The organism is Streptomyces sp. NBC_01283, assembly GCF_041435335.1.
GTDB lineage: Bacteria > Actinomycetota > Actinomycetes > Streptomycetales > Streptomycetaceae > Streptomyces.
In genome coordinates this window covers 8,893,617-8,918,028 of sequence record NZ_CP108430.1, presented here as the reverse complement: position 1 = coordinate 8,918,028, position 24,412 = coordinate 8,893,617, and the positions used below count along the sequence as shown (strand labels likewise).

Sequence of the window (24,412 nt, the reverse complement as noted above, 5' to 3'; positions counted from 1 at the left end):
CGGATCAGCCGACTACACGGACCGCGCCCGGCGCAAGGGTGGGCGCGGGGTTTCCGGGGCACTCCCGGTCGCCACGGCGGCATGCAGGGAGCCTTGGCTTTGTCAGGCAGCCGCAACGGCATGGCCGGGGCGCGGTGGGAGTGCGTAGGATCCGTCGGTCCGGCCGCTCCTGATCAATGAGCGAAGAGAGGCCAATTCTTTTGCGTGGCTTCAGCTCCCTGTCCCTTCGTGGGCGCCGGGCCGTCCTCGGCGGTGGCGTCGCCCTCGCGGCGATCGCCGGATTCACCGTCGGCAACTCGACCGCCGGTGGTGGGGATCAGCCGCTGAACGTCGACTTCGTGCTCGGTGGCGGGGGCGACATCTTCGGGGAGGGCGGCACGTTGGCGATCGATGGGCGCCGGTGGCTCGGGACGGCTCCGTCTACCTCGCGGCGGACGACCTCTGGAAGGTCAGCGCGGCGGAGAAGGCAACAAAGGTCATCAACGGCAGGTGCAAGAGCCCCGACCCGCGCGTCACGGCCGCGGACAGCTTCAACTCCGGTTGGCTCGCCGCCGGCAAGGACGGTCTCTACTGGAGGACCGGGCAAGGGATCGTCCGGATCAACGGCGACGGCACGCTGAGCCCGTTCGTCTCGGCCCCCGCACCCAAGAAGATCACCCCGGCGAACGGACCCTTCGAGAGTGTGGGCAAAGCGGTCGCCGCGATCGTCCCACGCCCCGCCTCCGGCGGCACACGCGGCGACCTTACGCTCGTGCCGGGGCGCGACGAGCTCTGCTTCTCCGATGCGGGAAGCAGCCTCAAGCCGAGCCTGGACGGCGCCTAGGGCTGGCGCGGCGCTTCATCCGCCCCGCAGAAGAAGCTCATCGAGGAGTCGTCGGGCGGGAAACTCGTCCACCGGGTGGCCGACGGGGAACTCTTCCCCGTGATCGCGGGGGCGCAGGCCATAGCGGGCTCGCCCGACGCGCTGTACGCCGCGGTGGAGGCCGAGCCCGCGCATGAGGACAGGAGCCCGGAGGAATGGACCACGGCGGTGGTCCGGGTGGAACTCCCCGACTGAGCAAGAGCGCGCGGGCCTGGTCGAACCGTCATGAGCGGCGCCGTGCGACTCAGACCTCCGGGAGTGAGGGATCGGGTGTCCAGGGGTCCGTCGCGGTGATGGACCAGCGTTCGTGGTCCCGCCAGTCCCCGTCGATGTAGAGGTAGGCGGGCGAGACGCCTTCGTAGCGGAAACCCAGCCGTTGGACCAGGGCCAGGGACGCTGTGTTCCCCGGCTGGATGCTGGCCTCCAGCCGGTGGAGCCGCAGGTCGGTGAAGGCGTGCCGCAGGGTGGCGGCGAGTCCTTCGGTCATGTACCCGTACCCCGCGGACGGGGCGAAGGCCGCATAGCCGAGGGACGCGCCCTGGTAGCGGCCCCGGATGATCGAGTTGATGTTGACCATTCCGGCGGCTGCGCCGGTCTCCCGGACGCGGACGAGAAAGCCCAGGTTGGTGCCGTCGTCGAAGCGGCACATCCAGGCCTGGAACTCCGCGGCGGTCGCGGGCAGTTGCATCCAGGGCCGGTGCAAATCGGAGCTGGCCTGCGCGAGCGTGCAGAACTCGTCCTGGTCGGAGAGGGTGAGCGGGCGAAGTTCGACCCGTGGCGGCAAGTTGGGCATGGACCAACGTTAGGTGACTATTCGGCGGCGACCGCGGCATCCACCTGGCGGGTGAAGTCCTTGGGGCTGACCGCCTTGCCGTTCTCGCCGATGACGGTGAGCTTCTTGCCGTCGGCCTTCACGGTCGGTGTGCCGGTGACGTCGCTGTCGTAGAAGACGTCGGCGACCTTGTCCGCCCATGGCGCGTACGTCTTCTCCTTGACCGCCTTGTTGAAGGAGGGTGTACGCAACCCCGGTACCCTGTCCGCGAGTTCGAGAAGGTTCGCGGTGCTGCCGAAGTCGTCGTCCGTCTCCTTCGCGGGCTGGTTGGCGAAGAGCACACTGTGGAAGGACCTGAATTTGTCCGGGCTCTCGTTCAGGGCCGCTCCGAGCGCGGCGAGCGAGGTCTTCGACCCCTGGCCGCCGAGGCTCTTGTCGAGGAAGGCGGCCAGGTGGAATTCGACCCTGACCTTGCCGGAGTCCACCATGTCCTTGAGGGTCGGGCCGAGCTTCCGCTCGAATTCGCCGCAGTACGGGCAGCGCAGGTCCTCGTACACCTTGATGGTGGTCCCTGCCTTGCTGTCGCCGTAGGCGATCAACGTGCCGTCAGCTCCTGAGGAGTTGGCGGGAACCTTCAGCGGGCGGTCCGCCTCCTCCGCCGAGCTGGTGCCGGTACCGGTTCCGGTGGCGATACCGACACCGGCCGCGAAAGCCACGGCGATGGCGGCGCAGCCGCCGATGAGGGCGCGCCTACGGAAGCTCGCCTGCTTCGTGTTGCTCGGTGCGTTGCTCGGCTCGTCGCTCTTCTTGTAGCTCTTCTTATTGCTCATCGGCGGGTTCCTGTCGTGTGAACGGCTCGGTCTCGGGTGCCACGCGACGCGCCGCGGCCAGCCCACTGCTGATGCAGGACGCGACCCCGACGCCCTGGTACGTCGCACCGCACACGTCGAGTCCCGGCAGAGAGGCGAGTTCGTCCCTGACCAGGTCCACGCGTGCGCCATGGCCGACGTGGTACTGCGGCAGGCCGCGCTCCCAGCGGGTGACGCGGCTCGCCAGTGGCTCGCCCAGGGGGCCCAGAGCCGCCGTCAGGTCCGACAGGGCGGCGTCCGCCAGCGTCCTGTCCGGGGCGCCGAGTGGTGAGTCGGCCCCGGCCCGCCCCAGTGATGCGCGGACGATGAAGACGTCGGGGGCGTCCTGCGCGTACCAAGACCATTTCGCGGACAGGAAGGTGGCGCCCTTGACGGCGCGTCCGTCGACGGGCGGCACGAGAAATCCGTTGCGGCCGGCGAAGGCCTCCCGGGCCCCGCCGCCCGCGGGGAACGCGAGGGTGACCACCGCGGAGCTCGCGTGCTCGACCTCCGCGAGGGCTTTGGCGGCGCGCGGCGCGTGCGGGCCCAGCAACCGTGCGGCGACATCGGAGGGTACGGCGAGGATCACGGCGTCCGCGTCCAGGGCGAGCGGCCCGTCGTCGGTGTCGGCATGGACGCGCCAAGCACCGTACGCTTCCGCTTCCGCCTTCGCCCCCGTCTCCGCCTCGTGGCACACGGCGCGGGCCGTCGTGCCGGTCAGCACAGTCGCTCCGGACGACTCCGCGACCGCCTCCGCGAGACGTCCCATGCCGCCGCGAACACCGCGTACCGGCGAGGTCCGCGGCGCACCCGCGCGGGCCGACTCGCGGCGCCGCAGGGCGGTCATGAGGGGTTCGCCGGACTCGGTGATGCCGGTCAGGAAGGGCAGGGCCGAGGCGAGTGAGAGGCGGTAGGCGTCGCCTCCATAGATACCGCCGAGCACCGGGGCCACGAGGCGGTCCACCGCCTCCCTGCCGATCAGGGGCTCCAGATAGCCGCCGACGGTCACGTCCGTGGTCGGCGGAAGCGGCTCGACGTCCTCGCCGACGTGCAGACGGTTCAGGCCTTCCCCCGACAACAGGCCTGATTGCGCGAGGAGTTCGGGGCGCGAGGGGATGCCCATCAGGTGCCCTGGCGGCATGGGACGCAGGGCGTCGCGCGTCCATATCGTGACCGGTGCGGCGGCGGGCTCACACAGCGCGTCGCCCAGACCGACGGCCTCCGCGAGCCGGACGGCGTCGGGCCCCATCGTCACCATGGACTCCGCACCCAGGTCCACCGGGACACCGGCGACACGACCGGTACGGATCTTGCCGCCCACCCGGGGCGCGCTGTCGAGCACGGTGACACGGGCCGTGTCGCGCAGGGCCCACGCGGCGGTGAGGCCACTGATGCCAGCGCCGATGACGATTACCGATCGCATGAGGATCCACTTCGGGAGGAGGCCGGTGCGAGGACTGCCCGCAGCTCGGCCTGGTGGGGGAAGGTACCCGGTCGATACGCGCAGTACGGGTCCTCGGCGAACATGTCGCCGGTGACCGCGTGGGCGCGGGACCGCGAGCCGCCGCACACCTGGCTGAACTCGCAGTCCGCGCACTTCCCGCGCAGTCGGGCCGGATCCCGCAGCGAGACGAACAGGTCGGAGGTGCGGTAGATGTCCGGCAGCGATCCGTGCTTGACGTTGCCCGCGGAGATGGGCAGGAAGCCGCTCGGGTGCACCTCGCCGGTGTGCGCGACGAAGACGAAGCCGCGCGCCGACGACACGTCCATGGGCGGGCGGCGTCGGGTGCGTAGGCTTCCATCGAACAGTCCCAACTCGGCTGCTCGTCGTGTGAGTTCACCGTGCAGCGGGCCGAACGCTGGGCGGGTGCCGCGTTCGGCGTGGATCGCGCGCTGCACCGCCACGCGCCGGAAGTGATGCCCCTCCGTGGTTTTGGTGGCGATCACCGCGCCGCAGTCGTAGAGGAAGTGCATCGCGTCCTCGACCTCCTGGGGCGTCAGGCCGTCCAGCTGCGTCCCCCGACCGGTGGGCACCAGGAGGAAACCCGACCAGAGCATGGCTCCCTCGCGGCGCACCAGCGCGGCGATGTCGGCGAGATCGGGCAGGCTGTGCCGGGTGAGGGTCGTGTTGATCTGCACCTTGAGGCCGAGGTCGCGTGCCGTGCGCCAGCCGTCGATGGTCCACTCGAAGACACCGTCGACCCCACGAAAGGCGTCGTGCCGCTCGGCCGTCGATCCGTCCAGTGAGAGGGACAGGGCGACGGCGCCGGCATCGCGTACCGCCGTCAGGTTGGTGCGGTTCAGCGTGGGTGTACCCGACGGTGATACGGCGATGCGCAGACCCAGTGACGTGCCGTACGCGACGAGGTCGTTGAGGTCTCGGCGCTGGAAAGGGTCACCGCCGGTGATCACGAACAGCGGCGACGGCCGCCCGAACTCCGCCGTCTGACGCATCAGGTCCCGCGCGTCGGATCCGCTCAGTTCACCGGGATCACGGTCGGGTTGTGCGGTGGCACGGCAGTGCAGGCAGGCGAGCGGGCAGGCTCTGGTGGATTCCCAGATCACGATGAACGGTCGCTCCGCGACGGCGTGGCGCGGACTGCGCACGCTCGGGTTCGCCTTCACTTCACGCGCTCCCAGCCGCGCCTGGGTGCGCGCTGCGCGGGCTGCTGCTGCGGATCGCGGCGCCGGTAGACGACGAACGGGCGGAAGAGGTAGCGCACCGGCGCGCTGAACATGTGGACCAGTCGCGAGTACGGGATGAGGGTGATGAGCGCGAAGCCGAAGAGGATGTGCAGCTTGAAGGCCAGGGGTGTGCCCGACATCAGCGCGTAGTCCGGCTTGAGCATGAACAGCGACCGGAACCAGACCGAGATGCCTTCGCGGTAGTTGTAATCCCCGCTCATTCCGGCGGAGTTGAGGAGCGTCGCGGCGAGACCCAGGAGCATCGCACCGATCAGCACGGTGTACATGAGGTGGTCGCTGCGCAGCGTCGCCCGGCGCACGCCGGGCACGGTGAAGCGGCGGTACACGAGGATGCCGATGCCGGTCACGGCGGCGATGCCCGCCAGGGCGCCGGTCGAGACAGCGATCAGGTGGTACAGGTGGTCGTCCACCCCGACGGCGTCCGTCCAGCCCTGCGGGATCAGCAGGCCCACCACATGGCCGATCATCACGAACGCCATGCCGAAATGGAACAGCGGGGAGCCGATGCGCAGCAGCCGTGACTCGTGGAGCTGCGAGGAGTGGGTCGTCAGGCCGAAGCGGTCGTGACGGGACCGCCACACCAGGCCCGAGACGAGCAGGACGAGGACGACGTAGGGCAGGACGCCCCACAGCAGCAGGTCCATCACGCCGGGGTCCTTTCGGGCAGGGTCGGCCAGGGCAGTTCGATGCCGGGGCCGAGCGGTTCGAGGCCGACGCTCTCGCGTGGCGGGCCCTGGCGGGCAAGCGCCTTGGCCTCCTCGCGGGTGGCGGGCGAGGGGCCGGGAAGAGTGGCGCAGACGGCCTGGAGGAGGTGCGCATAGGGGGTGCCGTGCTCGGTGAGCGCGAGGCGCAGGAGTTCGAGTCCGGCGCGGTGCCCCTGGAGCAGTTCGGTGCCCGCCGCGGGTTCGAGGGCAGCGAACTCCAGCATCACGGGCAGGTAGTCGGGCAGTTCCTCGCCGCCGAACTCCAGGCCGTGCTCGCGGTAGACCTGCTTCACACGGACGAGCGAGAGGCCGCGATTTCGGGTGTCGCCGTCGGTCCACCAGGTCAGGTACGGGCAGCGGCGGTTGCGCGTGTCGAACACGGCGGTGTGGTGCGCCGCCAGATCGAGAGGGCGCTCCCGGTCGACGTGGGCCAGGAAGGCCGCGAGGTGCCCGTCCGGCCTGCCGTCGAGCGCATCGCACAACTCCCTTACGAGCGGGAGCTGCTGATACATGCGCTCGTCGGGATGGACCAGCAGGCGTGCTGCCGCCAGGCGCAGGGTGGCGTCCGGTGTCATGCGGACCTCCGGAGAGTGGGGAGGTTGAGCAGCACGGGCTCGTTCGGCACCGAACCGACCGGGCACTCGGCGTCCAGTGGATCCAGCGGATGGGAATCGGCCAGTGCGTCCGCGTCGGCGCGGGCCGCGCTCGGGATCACGTACCGGTCCTCGTACTTGGCGATGGCGAGCAGCCGGAACATGTCCTCCAGCTCCTGCCCGGTCAGCCGTACGGACGCGGCGACCGCCGGGTCGGGCTCCTCACCGAGGTTGCGGCTGCGCATGTGGGCGCGCATCGCGGCCATCCGCCGCAGCACGGCGTCCACGGGATAGGTGTCGCCCGCGGTGAGCAGTTCGGCCAGGTACTCGACGGGGATGCGCATGCTGTCGATGGCGCCGAAGAGATTACCGGCGTCCTCGCCGTCGTGGCCGCTGGCGGCCACCGCTTCGACCACCGGGGAGAGCGGCGGAACGTACCAGACCATCGGCATGGTGCGGTATTCGGGGCGCAGCGGGAGGGCCACCTGGTAGGTGCGGATCAGGTCGTAGACCGGGGAGCGGCGTGCCGCGTCCATCCAGTCGTCGCTGATGCCGCTCGCCCGCGCCGCCTCGATGACCGCCGGGTCGCGCGGATCGAGGAAGCACTCCAACTGAGCCGGGTACAGATCATGTTCATCCTCGACGGCCGCCGCCTGGGTCACCTTGTCGGCGTCGTAGAGCATCACACCGAGGTAGCGCATGCGGCCCACGCACGTCTCGGAGCAGATGGTCGGCATGCCGATCTCGACGCGCGGGAAGCAGAACGTGCACTTCTCCGCCTTGCCGGTGGAGTGGTTGAAGTAGACCTTCTTGTACGGGCAGGAGCTGACGCACATCCGCCAGCCGCGGCAGTCGTCCTGGTCCACGAGCACGATGCCGTCCTCGGCACGCTTGTACATGGCACCCGAGGGGCAGGCCGACACGCAGGCCGGGTTGAGGCAGTGCTCGCAGACCCGCGGCAGATAGAACATGAAGCTCTGCTCGAACTCGAAGCGGATGCGCTCGCCGACCTCCTCCCTGATGCGCTCGACGATCGGGTCCTTGGAGCCGTGCTCGGGAGCGCCGCCGAGGTTGTCGTCCCAGTTCGGGCCCCACTGGATCGTGTCGATCGGCTCACCGGTGGTCTGCGAGTACGGACGCGCGACCGGCATGTCGTCGCCCGCGGGGGCCTCGGTGAGGTTCTTGTACTCGTAGGTCCACGGCTCGTAGTAGTCGTCGACCGTCGGCAGATCAGGGTTGGCGAAGATCGAGCCGAGCCGCTTCGCCCGGCCGCCGGCCCGCAGACGCAGCCGGCCTGAGCGGGTGCGCTGCCAGCCGCCCTTCCAGCGGTCCTGGTCCTGCCAGCGGCGCGGATAGCCCTGGCCGGGGAGGGTCTCGACGTTGTTGAACCACACGTACTCGGTGCCGCGCCGGTTCGTCCACGCCTGCTTGCAGGTGACGGAACAGGTGTGACAGCCGATGCACTTGTCGAGGTTCATCACCATCGCCACTTGTGCCATGACACGCATGTCAGTACTCCACCTTCTGCGACCTGCGGCGGATGACCGTGACCTCGTCACGTTGGTTGCCGGTGGGGCCCAGGTAGTTGAAGGCCCACGTCAACTGGGCGTATCCGCCGACGAGATGGGTGGGCTTGAGCATGATCCGGGTGAGCGAGTTGTGGATGCCGCCGCGCTTGCCGTTCCGCTGCGTCTTGGGGACGCCGACGGTGCGTTCCTGGGCGTGGTTCATGTAGACGGTGCCGGGCGGCATCTTGTGCGAGACGATCGCGCGGGCCGTGACGACGCCGTTGCGGTTGACGGCCTCCACCCACTCGTTGTCGCGTACGCCGATGGCGTCGGCGTCCTGCGGCGACATCCACACGGTCTGACCGCCGCGGCCGAGCGTCATCATGTAGAGGTTGTCCTGGTACTGGGAGTGGATGGCCCACTTGTTGTGCGGGGTGAGGAACCGCACGGACACCTCGCGTTCGTCGCTGACGGTGCCGAGCTCCGGTTCTCCGTAGAGCCGGTGCATGTTCAGGGGCGGCTTGTAGACGGGGAGCGCCTCGCCGACCTCGTGCATCCAGTCGTGGTCGATGAAGAAGTGCTGACGTCCCGTCAAGGTGTGCCAGGGCTTGAGGTGTTCGGTGTTGACGGTGAACGCGGTGTAGCGCCTGCCGCCGGACTCGCTGCCCGACCACTCCGGTGAGGTGATCACCGGTACGGGCGCCGCCTGGGTGTCCGCGAACGTGATGTGCTTGCCCTCGTGCTCGGCGGCGAGGTGCGCCATCTCCTGGCCCGTCCTTGCCTCCAGGGTGCGGAAGCCCTGCGTGGCGAGGCGGCCGTTCGATGTGCCGGACAGGCTGAGGATCGCCTCGCAGGCCCGCTGCGCGGTGTCCAGCCGGGGCCTTCCGTGGGCCACTCCCCCGCGCACCGTGCCGTTCTTCTCCGCCAGATACGCGACTTCCTCGCCCACCTCGAAGGTGACCGCCTTGGTCGTCACGCCGATGGTGTCGACGAGCGGGCCGAGCGCGGCGAACTTCTCGCCGATCGCACCGTAGTCGCGCTCCACGACGGTCAGGTTGTACATGGTGCGCCCGGGTATCGGCTCGCACTCCCCCTTCGACCAGTCCAGGGCGACGCCGCCCGGCTGCGCCATCTCGCCGCCCGCCGTGTCGTGCTGGAGGGCCGAGGCCACCAGGTCCTTGCGTACGCCGAGGTGTGGGTCCGCGAGGTCGCTGAAGCGGCGGGCCAGCGCGAGGAAGATGTCGTAGTCGGAGCGGGCCTGCCAGGGCGGGTCGATCGCGGGAGTGAAGGCGTGCAGGAAGGGGTGCATGTCCGTCGACGAGAGGTCGTGCTTCTCGTACCAGGTAGCCGCGGGCAGCACGACATCGGAGAGCAGCGTCGTCGAGGTCATGCGGAAGTCGAGCGAGAGCAGGAGATCGAGCTTGCCCTCGACGTCGTCCTCGCGCCATGTCACGTCCCGCGGGGTGCAGCGCGGTCCGTCGTCCGGCAGGTTGGAGTGCGTACCGAGGAGGTGCTTGAGGAAGTACTCGTTGCCCTTGGAGCTGGAGCCGAGGAGATTGGCCCGCCACACGGTCATCACGCGCGGCCAGTTCTCCGGCGCGTCGGGGTCCTCGGTCGCGAACTTCAGCTTCCCGGACTTGAGTTGGTCCACCGTCTCCGCGACGGGATCCTCGGCCTCCCCCAGGTCCAGGGAGTTGCGGTCGAACGTCGGGTACGAGGGCATCCAGCCCATGCGGGCCGAGGCCGCCAGGCAGTCCGCGCCCGTCATGCCGCTGAAGCGGCCGTCGCCGAGCGGTGACGCCAGTGCCTCGGCGGGCAGCGTGTCGTAGCGCCACTGGTCGGTGTGGAGGTAGAACCAGCCCGCGCCGATCATCTGGCGCGGCGGCCGCGACCAGTCCGACGCCGCCGCGAGGGTGGCCCAGCCGGTGACCGGGCGGCACTTCTCCTGGCCGACGTAGTGCCCCCAGCCGCCGCCGTTGCGGCCCTGGCAGCCGGTCAGGGTGAGCAGCGCAAGGAACGCGCGGTAGATCGTCTCGGAGTGGAACCAGTGGTTGGTCCCGGCGCCCATGAGAATCATGCAGCGGCCCTGTGACCGCTCGGCGGTGTCGGCGAACTCCCTTGCCACACGCACTGCTTGGGCGGCCGGGACCGAGGTCAGCGTCTCCTGCCAGCCCGGTGTACCGGGCGTGTCCGCGTCCTCGTACGACGTCGGCCACCGGCCGGGAAGACCCGGGCGGCCGACCGCGTACTGGGCGAGCATCAGGTCGAACACGGTCGTCACGAGCCTTCCGCCGACGCGCCGCACGGGAACACCGCGGCGCTCGGTGTCGGGAGCGCCCTCCTCGAAGCGGGGAAGGGTCACCTCGGCGCTCTCGCAGCCGCTCGCGTACAGGCTCAGGCGGGGGACGACGTCACCGAGATCGAGGTTCCACTCGGGCTTCTCGCCGCTGCCCCAGCGGTGGCCGAGGGTGCCGTTCGGCACGGTCGGTTCGCCGGTGGCGTCGTCGAGCAGGACCGGCTTCCACTCGGCGTTCTCGACGTCCTGGCCCAGGTCGGAGGCGTTGAGGAACTTGTGCGGGACGAGCCCGGCGTCCGTCTCCTTCAGGGTGATCAAGAACGGCAGATCGGTGAACTTGCCTATGTAGTCGGTGAAGAACGGCGTCTGCCGGTCGACGAAGAACTCCTTGAGGATCACGTGCCCCATGGCGAGGGCGAGCGCGCCGTCCGTGCCGGGGTGCGGATGCATCCACTCGTCGGCGAACTTCGTGTTGTCCGCGTAGTCCGGCGACACGGCGACGACCTTCTGGCCCCGGTAGCGGGCCTCGGTCATCCAGTGCGCGTCGGGGGTCCTGGTGACGGGGACGTTCGAGCCCCACATCATCAGATACGCGGCGTCCCACCAGTCCCCCGATTCGGGTACGTCGGTCTGGTCGCCGAACACCTGCGGCGAAGCGACCGGCAGGTCCGCGTACCAGTCGTAGAACGACAGCATGGGAGCGCCGATCAGCGAGTGGAAGCGTGCGCCCGCCGCGTGCGACGCCATCGACATCGCGGGGATCGGAGAGAATCCGGCGACGCGGTCGGGGCCGTGCGTCTTGATGGTGTGCACATGCGCGGCGGCCACGATCTCCAGGGCCTCTTCCCAAGTGGCCCGCACCAGCCCGCCCTTGCCGCGCGCCCGCTGATAACCGCGGCGCCGCTCGGGGTCGTTCTGGATGTCGGCCCAGGCGAGCACCGGATCCTTGAGCCGGGACTTCGCCTCCCGGTACATCTCGATCAGGGCGCCGCGGACGTACGGGTAGCGCACCCTCGTCGGCGAGTAGGTGTACCAGGAGAAGGAGGCACCGCGCGGGCAGCCGCGCGGCTCGTACTCCGGCCGGTCGGGGCCGACGCTGGGATAGTCCGTGGCCTGCGTCTCCCACGTGATGATGCCGTCCTTGACGTACACCTTCCACCGGCAGGAACCGGTGCAGTTCACGCCGTGCGTCGAATGCACGACCTTGTCGTGGCTCCACCGGTCCCGGTAGAACGACTCCGCGTCGCGGCCCCCGGTACGGGTCACCGTCCGCAGATCGTCGGAGACCGTATCCCGGCTGAAGAAACGGCCGGCCCTGATCAGGAGGTCGGCGGGGTCGCCGCCCTGCTTCTGCTGCACCCGGACTCCTCATGGACATCGACGGATCGGGCGCGCCACGGCGCCCGATATGGCGCGAGCACCGCTACGAACATCGGTACGCAATGACACTATGTGGGCGGTCTTCGGTCATTTCACGGCATAGGTCCCATGAGGGCGGGACCAAGGCCCGTACTTGTCCGTGCCGCCCACCCAGGCGGCCTCCGTCGGCGGCAAGTTGGCCGGGAGAGCCTGGTGCTGGGGACCTATGCCTGCCGGGGACGGGACCAACGACTGCAACCGCGGGGCGAGTCGGCTGCCAGGCTGGGCAGCAGTCCAGGAAGCAAAGATTCCGAGAAGCCTTGAGCCCGCCGAGCCGGGAATCCTCGGAGTCGGGAAGGGGGTGTCATGGCATCGCGTGCCGTCCGACGCTGGCTGCCCAATCAGCACGGGGCCTGGGCGATGCTCGTCGTACCGTTCCTCACCGGGATGTTCCTCGGTACGCCCACCCCCTGGCACGCCGTCCTGCTGCTCGCCTGGCTGCTGGGCTATCTCGCCTCCTTCCACACCCAGCAGTGGCTGCGGCTGCGGCGGCACTCCCGCAACCCCCGGGCCGCCCGGCGGCACGCGCTCCCTGCCCGGGTCTTCGGCCTCGCCCTCCTGCCGCTCGCCGCGGTACTGGTCGTCCACGCGCCGTGGCTGCTGTCGGCCGGAGCCTGCGCGGTGCCGTTCGTCGCCGTCAATTGCGCGTACGCGTGGCGCAACCGCGAGCGGGCTCTGCCGAATGGGATCGCCGCGGTGGTCCCCGCCTGCGGCATGCTCCCGGTCGCGCTTCTCCTGGGCGGCGGTCTGGGCGACGCGTGGCGCCCGGCGCTCGCCTGCCTGCTCTACTTCGCCGGCACGGTCCTCTATGTCAAGACGATGATCCGGGAGCGGGGCAGCTCCCGGTACCGCTGGGCATCCGCCCTCTGGCACGGCGGCGCGGTGGCAGCGGCGTACGGCCTGCACCTGCCCGTGCCGACAGTGGCCTTCTTCGGCGTCTGCTTCCTGCGGGCCGTGTGGATGCCGACGCGCGGCGCTGTACGGGCCCCGGTGATCGGAGCCGTGGAGGTGGTCCTGTCGCTCACCCTGCTCGGGACGCTCGTCGCGGCCTAGCGTGGGTGACCGCGAAGCAGGCCGGTGTGGCCCGCCTCACCCGGCAAGCGGAGAGAAGGCCGGAACAAAGCAGGAGGGCCCGCCGTTCTTCTCTATGTGGCTGCGGAGGGGACAGTGTCCCCGGGCCCACACATAGCCCATGGGGACGATCGTTCGGCTGAAGCCCCATGGAGCCACTCGCCGAGAGGCGACCGCCCTCCGCGTGCCACCACCGTCTGCCCCGGCTGGTCTCCCCCGTCCAGCCGGGGCTTTCGTCTGCCCGGACCGTACGGCTCAGCCCGATCCGGAAGCTCTTCCGAACCCGAAGGACAGCTTCAGGGGCACACCTGCGCCACGAGGGCGCTCAGCGCGTCCCCGAGCGGTAGCCCGACACGCTGGGTGGCCCAGCGGTCACCTCGGGTCGCGCCCTGGTTGACGATCAGGACCGGTGTGCCCGCCTGCGCCGCCTGGCGCACGAAACGCAGCCCGGACATGACGGTGAGGGAGGAGCCGAGCACGAGCAGGGCCTCGGCCTCCTCCACGAGGCGCCGGCACGCCGCGACCCGCTCGGGGGGCACGTTCTCGCCGAAGAAGACGACGTCCGGCTTGAGCATCCCGTTGCCGCAGGCCGAGCAGGACACCACCCGGAACTCGCGGACCGCCTCGTCGGGCAGTTCCACGTCACCGTCCGGATTGACCCGCGCCGCACGGTAGCGCTCGGCGGCGGCCTCAAACCCGGGGTTGATCTCCCGCAGCCTTCGGTCGAGCTCCGCGCGGGTGATGCCGTTCCCACAGTCCAGGCAGACCACCCGGCTCAGGGCCCCGTGGAGCTCGATGACGTCCGGGGCCCCGGCGGCCTGCTGCAGCCCGTCGACGTTCTGTGTGATCACGCCGGTGACGAGGCCTGCTTCGGCCAGCGCGGTCACGGCCCGATGGCCGGCGTTGGGGCGAGCCGTCGTCATGGCCCGCCACCCCAGCTGGCTGCGGGCCCAGTACCGCTGCCGTGCCTGCTCCGCGCCGACAAACTCCTGGTACGTCATGGGAGTGTGCCGCCGCAGGGAGCCGTGCTCCCCTCGGTAGTCCGGGATGCCTGACTCGGTGGACAGCCCGGCGCCGCTGAGCACCGCGACCCCGCCCGCCCGCACCGCCTCGACGACCGGTGTGAGGTCGGTCGAGGCCGGGAGCGAGCCGCCGGTGGGCTCCCAGGTCAAGGTGGGTCGCGTCCGCATGCCCGCAAGCTTACGTTTCCGGCGCGCGAGACCACCCTGGTGCTTCTGCTGAGCTGTGCCTCAGCGGAAAGCGGCGATGTTGCGGTCGACCCAGTCCTTGAAGGGGTGCGGGGCGCGGCCGAGTACTCGTTCCACGTCCGGGCTGATCCGCAGTTCGGCCGGGTTCGGGCCGGAGATGATGTCCAGGGTGTCGTCGGCGAGTTCCGCCGGCACGAAGCGGGTCATCGCGGCCTTGGCCTCGTCGCGGGTGAGTTCGTGGAACCGTACGGACGAGCCGAGCGCGGCGGCGATCGCCTCCGCCTGCTGACGCGGCGTGATCACCTCCGGCCCGGTCAGCTCGTACACCCCGCCGTTGTGCCGGTCGTCCAGCAGGCAGGCCGCCGCGACCTCTGCGATGTCCGCCGGGTCGATGACCGGCACGCCCAAGTCGCCGAAGGGCGCGGCGACCGCGCCTTGCGTGCGGACGGCCTCCGCCCAGCCCAAGGCGTTGGACGCGAAGCCGCCCGGTCGCAGGACGGCCCAGTCCAGGCCTGACTCGCGCAACGCGTCCTCGACCGCGCGCATCGCGACCCGCGATGGGCCGAGCGGCCTGGTCGTCACGCCCTGCGAGGACAGCAGGACGACTCGGCGGACCCCGCGGGCCGCGGCCAGGCCGATGAGGTCGGCAGGAGTGGCTCCGGGGGCGTGCAGGTCGCCGGACAGCAAGAGGAACAGTCCTTTCGCCCCGTCCAACGCGGTGGTAACGCTTCCCACTTCGGTCAGGTCGGCCGCCACATGCCGGACTCCGTCCGGCACAGCCGCCGCGTGCCGCGACACCGCCGTCACCTGCTCGCCCGCCTCGACCAAGGCCTGCGTCAGGGGACGGCCCACGTTTCCGGTAGCTCCGGTAACCACGATCATGTTCAGCTCCTAGTCCGTTGTGCACTGCGGAAGTTGACGCTAGGAGCCGGGCTTACTTTCCGTAAGGGCATACCTATGGGTAAGCTCCGGACATGGATGAAGGTGTGCAGCTGACGCAGGCCGAGGCGAGCACTCGGTATGAGGTGTTTCACACCGACTGCCCCGCGCGTGACGTGGTCGACCACGTGACCAGCAAGTGGGGCATCTGGGTGCTGATCTCCTTGCGGAGCAACGACCTTCGGTTCTACGAGCTGCGTGACGGCATCCGGGGCATCAGCGAGAAGATGCTCGCCCAGACCCTGCGCGCGCTGGTCCTGGACGGCATGGTCTGGCGCGAGGTGGAGCCGACGACACCACCCCAGGTCACCTATGGTCTGACCGAGTTCGGCCAGTACGTCAGCGAGCCACTGACGAACTTGTTCGACCGCATCACGGAACGGCTACCGACGCGGAACGCGGGGTAGTTCGAGGCCCGCGACAAGACGCCCATCAGGCATCGGCACCACTTCGCCGCCGTTCATGGCTGGCGGCGAAGCGGCTGGGTGCGTGGCCCTGGAATCAGGTGCCGCAGTTGCCTGATGTGGGTTCGCCCGCGAAGCGGCGGCCGAGCCATTCAAGTGCTGGGCCGTTGCCCTGAATTGCCGTCCCCACATGCGACTGCCCGGCGAAGGACCGCCACTCCACGGCGGTTCCCCTGGCGCACCAGTCGGCCCGCAGCTTCTGGCCGACCGCGTAGGGGATCGTCTCGTCCGCGTCGCCGTGGTACAGGAACGTCGGCGCCGACGGGCGCTTGGTGCCGATCAGTTGCTTGGCGATGGCCTTCTGCCAGTTCGGCCGGTCCAGCGGGTTGGACGTGGTGACGTCCTCGATCGCCTTGCCCCGCCCTGCCTCCAGGACCGTACCGACGCACTCGGTCCGCACCACCTCGGCGAGCTTGCGGCCCTCCTTGTTGAGGTACTTGTTGAGCGCCAGGTTCGGCTGGGCTGCGTTCTGACCGACGGCGGACATCAGCAGATAGCCGGCGCTGTCCCCGCCCTCCAATGATTCGGCGACCTTGTCGAGATCGGCCGGGACGCCGCCGCTCGCCGTTCCCTTGACCTTCAGCTCGGGAGCGTAGGTCGCGGCCATCTCGGCGGCCTTCGCGCTGGCTCCGCCGCCCTGCGAGTAGCCCATGATCCCGACGGGTGCCTTCGCGGAGACGCCGTACTTCGCCGCCTCCGGATGCCGCTGGGCCGCGCGCGCCGCGTCGAGGACAGCGCTTCCCTGCGCCTTGGCGACCATGTAGGTGTGGTCGCCCGGGGTGCCGAGGCCCTCGTAGTCGGTGACGACGACGGCGTATCCCCGTACCAACGCGGCATTGACGAGGGGCGCCTCCGCCGTCGTACCGCCCGGGAATCCGGCGGACGGCGCGCACTTGTCACCGAGGCCGACCGTGCCGACGGCGTAGGTGATCAGTGGACGTGGGGTGGTCCTGCCGTCGTCGGGAACGATCACAGTTCCGGAGACCGCGTTGCGCCGTCCGTCGGCGGAGGTCGACCGGTAGGTGATCTTCCAAGCCTTGGTGGGAGTCGGAACGCCCGGCGTGTACTGGAAGGAGGAGGGCTTCGAGGTGAGGATCGCGCCGGGGCCGGTCTTCTTCCCCGGCTTCTTCTTTCCCTGCTTCTTGTCCCTGCCGTGCTGCGCGGCGCTGGGGGCGTTTCCGGTGGACTGCGCCGCGGGCCGGGTCGTGGGGGTCGCGTCCCGGGCACTGTCCGGGACGCCGGTGCTCTGCGCGGCGGCGGACCCGGGAAGCCCGAGCACCGCCACCGCGAGAACGGCACCCGCGGCCACCGGCCGTCTGCGTAAAGATGACATCATGCAGCTCTCCCAACTCTCCTGTGGGCAAAGGGGGTTGGCCAGCACCGTACTGACGCGTCAGTAATACGGCCATAGATGCGCGGGAGTCCATCGTGACGTCACCGACCACAGGGCCGACGGCTAGGGACTGGGGACCCGCGCGTCGGGCCTAGGGTGGAGGCCATGGGTGATCAGGGGATGGGCATGGCACACGGGGTATGCACCGGCTGCGGGGGCAGCGAAGTGTATGAAGGGCAGGCCTACTTCGGACAGGCCAACCCGAACGTACGGCTGAAGTTCGGGGCGCTCCGCGGAAAGACCGTGCCGGTGTCGGCGCTGGTCTGCGCGGACTGCGGACGCCTGGAGTGGCGCCTCTCCCTCGACACGGACGCCAGGGACGGCGTACGGCGGCACTTCACCCACGTACCGCCGAGGTAGCCGGCGACCACTCAAGGGGGCCCTGCGGCCTCGTCACAACCGGGGGGGGCGGCAGCGTCAGCACTCTCCGCTCTCCCCCGTCACGCGCTGGCGCGGCGCCGCTCATCGACGTCCGGAGACGTGGCGCGGCCGACTTCGTCCCGCGCCAACAGGGAGAGGAGCGAGGCCACGGCCAGGCCGGACTCCGCCGGGTGGCGCAGCACCTCACCGGGCTCGATCCGGTAGGTGTTGCCGCGCCCTTCCCGGACGTGGGAGAGGTAACCGCCCTGCTCAAGGTCAGCAATGATCTTCTGAACGGCACGTTCGGTCAGCCGGCAGTGCGCGGCGATATCCCGGATCCGGGCGTTGCGGTTGTCGGCGATGGCCGCCAGGACCCGCGCGTGGTTGGTGAGGAACGTCCATCCGGTGTGGGGCTCGGGCACTTCATCCATGCGACAACTCTAGCGACCGAACGTACACGTTTTCAAAAACACGTACTCCTTTTCATGTATTAGTTGACGTGCTTGTGCTGGGAAGTGCAGCCTAGGGAGCGGCGCTAGGCAACACGAGAGGGAGAGGCCATGCCGGAGCCTGCACACTCAGAAGAGCCCCTCGCCGGGAAGGGCGCCGAGCACCCACGGGGCCCGCACCCGTCGCTGCCCCGGCTCCCGCTGCCGGCCACGGTCGACACCGTGCCGGACGGCACGCGGGTGAGCGTCATCGTGCGCGGAGAACTCGACCTCGAAACCGGCGAACGGCTCCGGCCCGACCTGCTCCACGCCCTGAGCGGATCGGCCGAGGGCATCGACCTGTATCTGAGTGAAGTGACGTTCTGCGATTGCTCGGGGACGAACCTGCTGCTCGACCTGCGCCGACTGGCGCTGCGGGACGGCAAGACCGTGGCAGTGCTCTCGACCAGTACCGCGGTTGAGCGGATGTTCGACCTGACTGCCACCCATGACCTGTTCGTGCCGCCCGAGTTGTCCGGGCCTCCCGCCTCCGACGGCGAGAAGGAGATCGGGCCTGCCGACAGCGAAACAGAGTCCGCCAAGGATTCCGAGGAGAGCCTGCGGACCGTCATCTCCCAGTTGCGACGGGCCATGCAGACCCGTCCGACCATCGACCTGGCCCGCGGCATCCTAATGTCCGTCTTCGGCCTGAGCCCCGAAGCGTCCTGGGAAGTACTCGTCACGGCCTCGCAGAACACCAACACAAAGCTCCACCACCTGGCCGAGAACTTGGTGGGAACCGTGCAGGGAACCGACCTGCCCGAGGCCGTGCAGAAGCAACTCGCGGCCGCCGTAGCCAAAGCGAACAAGGCGAACAAAGTTGATGGCGAGGACGAGGCGAGCAATGCTCCGCAGCCGGGTCCTCCTAACGCCACCTCGCTGCTGCCGAACTTCCCGCCAACGCCGGACCATGCCTCCGAGTTCACGCCAGAGTTCCCACCAGAAGGGCAGGTTCAGGCTCCTCCGGGTGCCACATGAACCGTCCATAGCGGCGTATCCATGTCCAACCGCGCCTATTCTTCAGCCCGGTTGAAGTGCTTCCGCAGGCAATGCCAAAATCCTGGCCGCACAGTCGAGTTGAAGTACACCCGCCGAGCGAGTGCGGACGAGAGCGGACGAGAGCGGAAATGCACGCACGGGAACTGACCGCCCCCTCCGGGCCCCGAAGGTGCACGCATCGCAGGCACGCGCTGCCCATCGAAGTCGATATGCCCCTTATCGGCAGCTCAGCGAACTTCGCACCATGTCCATCTTGCCCAGTAAAAACCCCTTCCCGCATTATTAATGACGCATCGAGCCCACTGTCCGCATTGCGCGATTCTTATGTGAAATAGCGCGATCCGATACGCCCCCGATCCGCACTGCGACCTGCGCCTCTGTCAGTGGAATGGGTCACATCGGCAGTTGTGGGGCCTCAAGAGACGTCGAGCGCACTTCCGCTCCACGCAAAGAAAGTTGGGGCTTTTCGATCAAAGAATGTGATGGGTTCCGGGCGTCGGATAATGGCCTCACCCATTCCCTCTGCAAATTCGGCTCTTGTTCCGTTCGGGCTTTCTCGCCTAACGTCACCGTCAATCCGGATGGAACGCCGAATCCTGCCGCTGTCCGGAAACCCTTCCCATCACTCACTTTCGCTCGGCAGGAGCGGGGGACCCAGGTAAGCCGCCGATCCGGATTCCGGAACGGCTCGGGGTGAAGTCGCATGCGCAGTGCGACCGGACATCTCCCGTCCGAACCCGACAGCTCACCTCGTAGGCGACGGAGAGGAATTCGTCATGCCTGCAAAGGGAAAGCACCGCCGCCCCAAGTCCAGCTCACTCAGCCGGGGGCTCGCCGTCGCGGGAACCGGCGGGGCCGTGCTCGTTCTCCCGGTGCTCGGCGCCACCGCCGCCACCGCGGCGCCGGCCGGGACGGCCGCCAAGCCCGCCGCGGCCCCGAAGACGTACGTCGTCGCCGCGGGCGACTCCCTCGCCAAGATCGCCCGGGAGCACTCCGTGAGCGGCGGCTGGAAGAAGCTGTACGAGGACAACCGCAGCGCCCTCGGCAACGACCCGAAGCTGATCCACCCCGGCGTCAAGCTCACCCTCGGCTCCCCGGCCGCGTCCGCCGAGCGAGCGGACCGCTCCGAGCGCGATGACACGCTCACCGCCAAGCCCGCCGTGGCCCCGGCGGCGAAGTCCTACACCGACGACCTCGACGGCTGGATCAAGGAATCGCTGGACATCATGGCCCAGCGCGGCATCCCCGGTACCTACGAGGGCATCCACCGCAACGTCATACGCGAGTCCTCCGGCAACCCGCTGGCCATAAACAACTGGGACTCCAACGCCGTCGCCGGAACCCCGTCGAAGGGGCTCCTGCAGGTCATCGCCCCCACGTTCGACGCGTACCACGTCCCCGGCACGTCGTCGGACAGCTTCGACCCGGTCGCCAACATCACTGCCGCCTGCAACTACGCGGCAGACCGGTACGGCTCGATCGACAACGTCAACGGCCCGTACTGAGCCGTACTGGACCGCATCCGGTCCCGTCCGCCCTGAGCCCCGGCACCCCAGGTGTCCGGGGCTCAGGCCCGTTCGAATCCACCACCGGTCCCTGCATCACCGGCTCTTGCACCGCCGGCTCTCGGAAACCCGGCTCCTGACCGGCCGTCATGCGCCCGCCGTCCACGTGCGCGCATCCGCGTCAGGTGCCGTCGTCGCCGAGCACCCGTCGCACCGCCTGCTGTGCCTCGTAGAAGTCGGCGTCGGACACTCCCGGGTCGTCCTCGACCTGGTCGAGCCACTCCGAGATCTCCTCGGCCGTCCACAGGTCGAAGCCCTTCGGAATGTCCAGGGTCGAGGTGTTCGCGCGCAGCTGCTCGGCGGCAGCCGCTTCCTTGACGCTACGTGTGCTCACTTCGATCATCGCGTCTCTCCCTTCCGCATGGGGCACCGGACGGGCGACCCTGCCAGACGCCTCCCGGGAATGTCCAACCCGTCGCTCGGGCGTTCGCCTCCCGGAGTCGTGGCCGCCTTCTCCGGCCCGGGTTCCCAGAGGGACACCGCCGTGTCACACGCCGGTGTCCCTCTGCCGCGGGGGCGCGGTGGGGCGGATCCGTCGCAGCGCCGGGCGCGGCGGGTCGCCGCCCTCTGCGAACTCCACGGCCGGGACGTTCAGCAGCTCGGACATGCCGGGGAAGAGGCCCGGGAGGGTGCTGTCGTCGGCGTGGACCGGGCCGCCGTCGCGGCTTCGGTGCGCGGTGGCGTGGGCGGCCCCCAGCTCCATCACGTACTTACCCGGCTCCCGGCCCGCCGCCGCCTGGCGGGCGCGGTCGCCCGTCACGACCTGCTCGGCGTACGTGTTCATGGCCGCCGCCCTGCGGTGGTGCTTGTCCTGCAACGGGCCGCGGAGCCGCGCCGGCCTGCCGTCGATGCCCCGGACGCGGACACGGCGGGTGCGGGCGGCCTCCAGAAAGGCCGACAGGCCGGGGTTCAGATCCCTGATGCTGTCGTATCTCTCGGTGAACTGGCCCAGCGCCGCGGACATCTCCCCCGTGCTCAGGTACTTGTCGACGTCCGCCTGGTGGGAGTCGTCCCGCAGCGTCTCCAGGTACACGGTCGTCACTCCCTTCGCCTTGAGCCCGGCCAGGTTGGTGATCAGGAAGCTCCAGACCGGGTTGCGGTTGTGCTCGCCGCCCACGATGACCCCGTCGTGCTCCGCGAGCAGACCCTCCACCCCCTCGATCATGCTCTCGACGGCAGCGAGCTTGGTGTCGACCCGGCCGGCGAAGCCCGGATCGCTGCCGTCCGCTTCGTGGGCCCGGCCCAACGCGGCCGCATCGGCGGACAGTTGGCGGTCCCGGTCCTCCTGCCCGCGCCACTAGCGAGCCGTCTGCCCGTCCCTGTGCCCCATGCTCTCCAGGATCTCGTTGTGCTGCACCTGACCGGGCTGCCCGTACTGTTCGTGCAGCCCGGCCGCGGACAGGGCGTTACGGAGTTCGGGGTTCTGCTCGTTGAGGGCTCTGCGGATCTTCGAGGATCGACAGGCGCTGCTTCTTTCGGTCGCGCTCGAAGACCGGGTGGCCCTCCGCCTCTTTCTCGATCAGGTCCCAGTCCTCCTTCTCGGTGACCTGGTTGGGTGTCCGTTCCTTCTTCTTCGAGTCGCGGGGCCCTCGGACGAGCAGTGCCGGTCCGGCGGGGTGGCGGTGCAGTTCCTCCTGAGTGATGCGCTGCACCGGCCACGCCCTGCTCGTCATCCGCTGCACCGCCGTGCGGCGGGCCTACGCGGGGCGCGGCGCGTCGTCCGCGTGCCCCGCGGGCTTCTCCTCGTTACTGCGCATGACGACTCCGTCGGTGGTCCGGTCACTCGGTCTCCACCGTGATTCGGCGCTTCGGTCCGCGAAAGAGCGGTACGGGCGGCGGCGGAGGCAGACCCCGGGGCGTAAAGGGCACATCGCCGGGCGGGATGCGTCCCCGCCACCCGGATCGCGACTCGTCCCGAGGGGCGCGGACGTTCCAGCCCCCCGTTCCAGGCGCCCTACGTTTCCGCAGGTCAGGGGTTGTTCCAGCGTTCCATCGTCCCGAAGTGTCCGCATTTCCTGGCCATGTGGACGTATCGCCCCACACGCTTCAATCGTGCTCGTCCGGGAGATCCACGCACGCCCCGCAGTGGCAGTTGTACGGCACTCGAACGCAGTGGTGCACGGCAGGGCGCCCGCTTGGCGAGCACGGCTCAGAAGCAACAACATGAGGAGTTCGCACATGCTTCACAAGCGCTCACGTCTGATCGCCGCGCCGATCGCGGCTGTCGCCCTGACCCTGACTGTCGCGGGCTACCAGGCCAGTGCGGCCGGGTCGTCCGCTTCCGGCGGCGCGGGACGGTCCGGCGAGTCCGCCAACGCGGCGGCCCCATGTCTGGCCGACGCCACGACCCTGGTCGGCGACCTCGACGGCGACGGCAACCGGGACAGGATCGCGAACCCCGGGCACACCGGCACCAAGATGACGGTCCAGTGGGGGAAGGCTGACGGCTCGTTCGGCCAGAAGCAGACCGTCGCCAAGCTCCTGGGCGCGAGGACCGGTGAGGTCGCCACCGCCGCGGTCGCCGACTTCCAGAACGACGGCACCCTGGACATCGTCGTCAACGTCGTCAAGCCGTCCGGCGTGGACGACCCCGCGACGGCCCGCATCGCGGAGTTCCGCCCCGGCCCGCTCAAGCGGGCGAACCTGGGCTCCGCCCAGGCCCGGCACTCCGACATCGGCGACGCCCGTGAGGGCAAGCAGCTGCGGATCGCCAACTACGGGGACGACGCGTACCCCGACCTCGCGATCCTCAGCAACGCCGGTGACGGGGTGTGGGAGCGCGGCGTACGCCTGTCCGTGCCGGGCAAGGGCTCGGGTGCGTACGACAGCGACCAGCAGCAGAAGTACGGCGAGACCGGGACCCCGGCCGAGCCGCCGGCCATGCCCAGCGACGGCTGGAAGCACTTTTACAAGAACTGCTCCTGACCCCCACCGGGCGCCGCCCGTCCTGGACGGCGCCCGGTTTCTCCGCGAGAGCGGCGCCCGGCACTGCGCGAGACACGCAACACCGGGTCCCAGAAGTCACCCGGTCCCAGAAGTAAGGAAACGCGCTTGTCCAGCCCGCCCCCGGCCTCCTCGGCCTTAGCGATCTCCGTACCGAAGCCGAACCGGGTACGAGTCGCCGTCACCGCCCCCGACCCGATCAGCCGCGAGGGAGTCCTCAGCCAGCTGCGCCGCCATCCGGAGGTCGACCTGAACCTGGAGTCGGGCCCCGCCACGGTCGCCCTGCTCGTCGAGGACACCCTCGACGAAGCGGCGCTCACCCGGCTGCGACGAGCCGTGCGCAGCGACAGCACGCGAGCGGTACTCGTCGCGGGGACGATCCGGGAACACGAGCTCCTGGATGTCATCGAGTGCGGTGTCGGAGCCATCGTCTGGCGCCGCGAGGCAACCGCGAGGCGTCTGGTGCAGGCGGTCCTGACGACCGCCGAGGGCGGGGGCGACCTGCCCGCGGACCTGTTGGGCCAGCTCATCGGCCAGGTGGGGCGCCTCAACCGGGGAAGCACCGATCTGCCGGGAGGCTTCCTCAGCTTCACCAAGCGCGAGGTGGACGTCGTACGGCTGGTGGCCGAGGGGTTCGACACCGCGGAGATCGCCCTGAAGCTGTCGTACTCCGAACGTACCGTCAAGAACGTGATGCACGGCCTGACCACACGACTGCACCTGCGCAACCGGGCGCACGTGGTGGCGCACGCCCTGCGCGAGGGCTACATCTGACCGGACGGGCTCCGCGGTCGGCCCCTTGAGGCACACAGCGCTGCCCCGTCGTCATCCCTGTCGTGCCTGCGTTCCGGTCGGCGCGGGGCGCACGATCGATGCCAGGGCCGCGACCGGGCGGCACGGAAGGGATCGGCACGTGGGAGCCTGCGAGTGATCCATGAGGTGGACGAGGTCCTCAAGAAGCTCATCAGCGGCGGGGCACTGGCCGGATCCGGTATCGACGTGTCCTTCGACGTGCCCACCCGGGACTGGGCGGCCCGACGCAACGCACCTGTGGTCAACGCTCACGCCATGACGCTGGGAGAGCCCGCGCGGTCCGTCAGGAGGCGGCAGGGCAGAGGCGGTTGCCCGGAGGGGCTGGCGGTGGTGTCCGCCGGAACGCTCTCACCGCTGTGACCGCTCCGGGCGACGCGTACGCCCGTGGCGCCCTCACGCGCCAAAGCCGTCCGGGCCCCGCAGTGCGTGTGGGATCCGGACGGCCGGGTTGGGGCAGTACC

General features: G+C 69.6%; 24 protein-coding genes, 1 pseudogene and 1 riboswitch. Of the genes and pseudogenes, 10 read left to right on the top strand and 15 right to left on the bottom strand.

The features are described from left to right. The first annotated feature begins 400 nt into the window (after positions 1-400). Positions 401-823, top strand: coding sequence for a hypothetical protein (locus OG302_RS40295; RefSeq protein WP_371749705.1), 423 nt, complete (start codon positions 401-403; stop codon positions 821-823). A gap of 75 nt (positions 824-898) precedes the next feature. Next, the gene (locus OG302_RS40290) at positions 899-1,057 is read left to right on the top strand and encodes a hypothetical protein (protein WP_371749704.1); all 159 of its coding nucleotides are present in this window, start codon (positions 899-901) and stop codon (positions 1,055-1,057) included. Between the two features lie 49 nt (positions 1,058-1,106). Here OG302_RS40290 and OG302_RS40285 read toward each other — a convergent pair whose 3' ends face one another. Genes OG302_RS40285 through OG302_RS40250 form a run of 8 tightly spaced genes read right to left on the bottom strand, consistent with a single transcriptional unit; the run spans position 1,107 to position 11,648 of the window. Next, positions 1,107-1,655, bottom strand: coding sequence for a GNAT family N-acetyltransferase (locus OG302_RS40285; RefSeq protein WP_371749703.1), 549 nt, complete (start codon positions 1,653-1,655; stop codon positions 1,107-1,109). Between the two features lie 17 nt (positions 1,656-1,672). Continuing rightward, the gene (locus OG302_RS40280; RefSeq protein WP_371749702.1) at positions 1,673-2,464 is read right to left on the bottom strand and encodes a thioredoxin domain-containing protein; all 792 of its coding nucleotides are present in this window, start codon (positions 2,462-2,464) and stop codon (positions 1,673-1,675) included. Further along, positions 2,454-3,905, bottom strand: a complete 1,452-nt coding sequence (gene hemG / locus OG302_RS40275; RefSeq protein WP_371749701.1) for a protoporphyrinogen oxidase — start codon at positions 3,903-3,905, stop codon at positions 2,454-2,456. The genes OG302_RS40280 and hemG overlap by 11 nt, the downstream gene beginning before the upstream one ends. Beyond that, positions 3,893-5,089, bottom strand: a complete 1,197-nt coding sequence (locus tag OG302_RS40270) for a TIGR04053 family radical SAM/SPASM domain-containing protein (RefSeq protein WP_371749700.1) — start codon at positions 5,087-5,089, stop codon at positions 3,893-3,895. The genes hemG and OG302_RS40270 overlap by 13 nt, the downstream gene beginning before the upstream one ends. 14 nt (positions 5,090-5,103) lie before the next feature. Next, a complete protein-coding gene (gene narI / locus OG302_RS40265) occupies positions 5,104-5,832 on the bottom strand; it encodes a respiratory nitrate reductase subunit gamma (protein WP_371750378.1) in 729 nt (242 codons plus the stop codon). Next, positions 5,832-6,467 (bottom strand): nitrate reductase molybdenum cofactor assembly chaperone, encoded by a 636-nt coding sequence (narJ, locus tag OG302_RS40260; protein ID WP_371749699.1) that lies wholly within the window; start codon positions 6,465-6,467, stop codon positions 5,832-5,834. Before narJ ends, narI begins: the two co-directional genes overlap by 1 nt. Continuing rightward, positions 6,464-7,993 carry a nitrate reductase subunit beta gene (narH, locus tag OG302_RS40255; protein ID WP_371749698.1) on the bottom strand — a complete coding sequence of 510 codons (1,530 nt, stop codon included), beginning with the start codon at positions 7,991-7,993 and terminating at the stop codon, positions 6,464-6,466. Before narH ends, narJ begins: the two co-directional genes overlap by 4 nt. A gap of 1 nt (position 7,994) precedes the next feature. Then, entirely contained in the window at positions 7,995-11,648 is a 3,654-nt protein-coding gene (locus OG302_RS40250; protein WP_371749697.1) for a nitrate reductase subunit alpha, read from the bottom strand. 366 nt (positions 11,649-12,014) lie between these two features. Here OG302_RS40250 and OG302_RS40245 point away from each other — a divergent pair, with 366 nt between their 5' ends. Next, a complete protein-coding gene (locus OG302_RS40245; RefSeq protein ID WP_371749696.1) occupies positions 12,015-12,761 on the top strand; it encodes a YwiC-like family protein in 747 nt (248 codons plus the stop codon). A gap of 314 nt (positions 12,762-13,075) precedes the next feature. Here OG302_RS40245 and OG302_RS40240 read toward each other — a convergent pair whose 3' ends face one another. Continuing rightward, on the bottom strand, positions 13,076-13,969 hold the full coding sequence (locus OG302_RS40240; RefSeq protein ID WP_371749695.1) for an NAD-dependent protein deacetylase: 894 nt from the start codon (positions 13,967-13,969) through the stop codon (positions 13,076-13,078). Between the two features lie 60 nt (positions 13,970-14,029). After that, on the bottom strand, positions 14,030-14,869 hold the full coding sequence (locus OG302_RS40235) for an SDR family oxidoreductase (RefSeq protein ID WP_371749694.1): 840 nt from the start codon (positions 14,867-14,869) through the stop codon (positions 14,030-14,032). Between the two features lie 92 nt (positions 14,870-14,961). Here OG302_RS40235 and OG302_RS40230 point away from each other — a divergent pair, with 92 nt between their 5' ends. Further along, positions 14,962-15,333: a winged helix-turn-helix transcriptional regulator gene (locus OG302_RS40230; RefSeq protein ID WP_371749693.1), complete on the top strand. Its 372-nt coding sequence runs from the start codon at positions 14,962-14,964 to the stop codon at positions 15,331-15,333. A 94-nt stretch (positions 15,334-15,427) separates the two neighbouring features. Here the strand turns inward: OG302_RS40230 and OG302_RS40225 are convergent, their stop codons facing one another. Continuing rightward, the gene (locus OG302_RS40225; protein ID WP_371749692.1) at positions 15,428-16,726 is read right to left on the bottom strand and encodes a lipase family protein; all 1,299 of its coding nucleotides are present in this window, start codon (positions 16,724-16,726) and stop codon (positions 15,428-15,430) included. Between the two features lie 222 nt (positions 16,727-16,948). Between OG302_RS40225 and OG302_RS40220 the strand changes: the two genes are divergently transcribed. Next, positions 16,949-17,143: a hypothetical protein gene (locus OG302_RS40220; RefSeq protein WP_371749691.1), complete on the top strand. Its 195-nt coding sequence runs from the start codon at positions 16,949-16,951 to the stop codon at positions 17,141-17,143. Positions 17,144-17,223: 80 nt separating this feature from the next. Here OG302_RS40220 and OG302_RS40215 read toward each other — a convergent pair whose 3' ends face one another. Continuing rightward, complete coding sequence (locus OG302_RS40215) at positions 17,224-17,574, bottom strand: helix-turn-helix transcriptional regulator (RefSeq protein WP_371749690.1); 351 nt, start codon at positions 17,572-17,574, stop codon at positions 17,224-17,226. A 240-nt stretch (positions 17,575-17,814) separates the two neighbouring features. Between OG302_RS40215 and OG302_RS40210 the strand changes: the two genes are divergently transcribed. Both OG302_RS40210 and OG302_RS40205 read left to right on the top strand, forming a co-directional pair. Then, a complete protein-coding gene (locus tag OG302_RS40210) occupies positions 17,815-18,609 on the top strand; it encodes an ANTAR domain-containing protein (RefSeq protein WP_371749689.1) in 795 nt (264 codons plus the stop codon). 598 nt (positions 18,610-19,207) lie between these two features. Next, a riboswitch (cyclic di-AMP (ydaO/yuaA leader) is annotated at positions 19,208-19,402 on the top strand. Between the two features lie 4 nt (positions 19,403-19,406). Next, positions 19,407-20,135 (top strand): transglycosylase SLT domain-containing protein, encoded by a 729-nt coding sequence (locus OG302_RS40205; RefSeq protein WP_371749688.1) that lies wholly within the window; start codon positions 19,407-19,409, stop codon positions 20,133-20,135. A gap of 181 nt (positions 20,136-20,316) precedes the next feature. Here the strand turns inward: OG302_RS40205 and OG302_RS40200 are convergent, their stop codons facing one another. The 3 genes from OG302_RS40200 to OG302_RS40190 form a co-directional block, all read right to left on the bottom strand. Next, the gene (locus OG302_RS40200) at positions 20,317-20,538 is read right to left on the bottom strand and encodes a hypothetical protein (protein ID WP_371749687.1); all 222 of its coding nucleotides are present in this window, start codon (positions 20,536-20,538) and stop codon (positions 20,317-20,319) included. A 144-nt stretch (positions 20,539-20,682) separates the two neighbouring features. Then, positions 20,683-21,441 carry a hypothetical protein gene (locus tag OG302_RS40195; protein ID WP_371749686.1) on the bottom strand — a complete coding sequence of 253 codons (759 nt, stop codon included), beginning with the start codon at positions 21,439-21,441 and terminating at the stop codon, positions 20,683-20,685. A gap of 160 nt (positions 21,442-21,601) precedes the next feature. Then, positions 21,602-21,868 (bottom strand): hypothetical protein, encoded by a 267-nt coding sequence (locus OG302_RS40190; protein ID WP_371749685.1) that lies wholly within the window; start codon positions 21,866-21,868, stop codon positions 21,602-21,604. A 505-nt stretch (positions 21,869-22,373) separates the two neighbouring features. Between OG302_RS40190 and OG302_RS40185 the strand changes: the two genes are divergently transcribed. The 3 genes and pseudogenes from OG302_RS40185 to OG302_RS40175 all read left to right on the top strand — a co-directional run. Beyond that, positions 22,374-23,120: an FG-GAP repeat domain-containing protein gene (locus tag OG302_RS40185; protein ID WP_371749684.1), complete on the top strand. Its 747-nt coding sequence runs from the start codon at positions 22,374-22,376 to the stop codon at positions 23,118-23,120. Positions 23,121-23,246: 126 nt separating this feature from the next. Beyond that, positions 23,247-23,912, top strand: coding sequence for a LuxR C-terminal-related transcriptional regulator (locus OG302_RS40180; protein ID WP_371749683.1), 666 nt, complete (start codon positions 23,247-23,249; stop codon positions 23,910-23,912). A gap of 153 nt (positions 23,913-24,065) precedes the next feature. After that, positions 24,066-24,266 (top strand): annotated as a pseudogene (locus OG302_RS40175) (DUF4255 domain-containing protein); the annotation flags it as partial. Positions 24,267-24,412 lie beyond the last annotated feature (146 nt).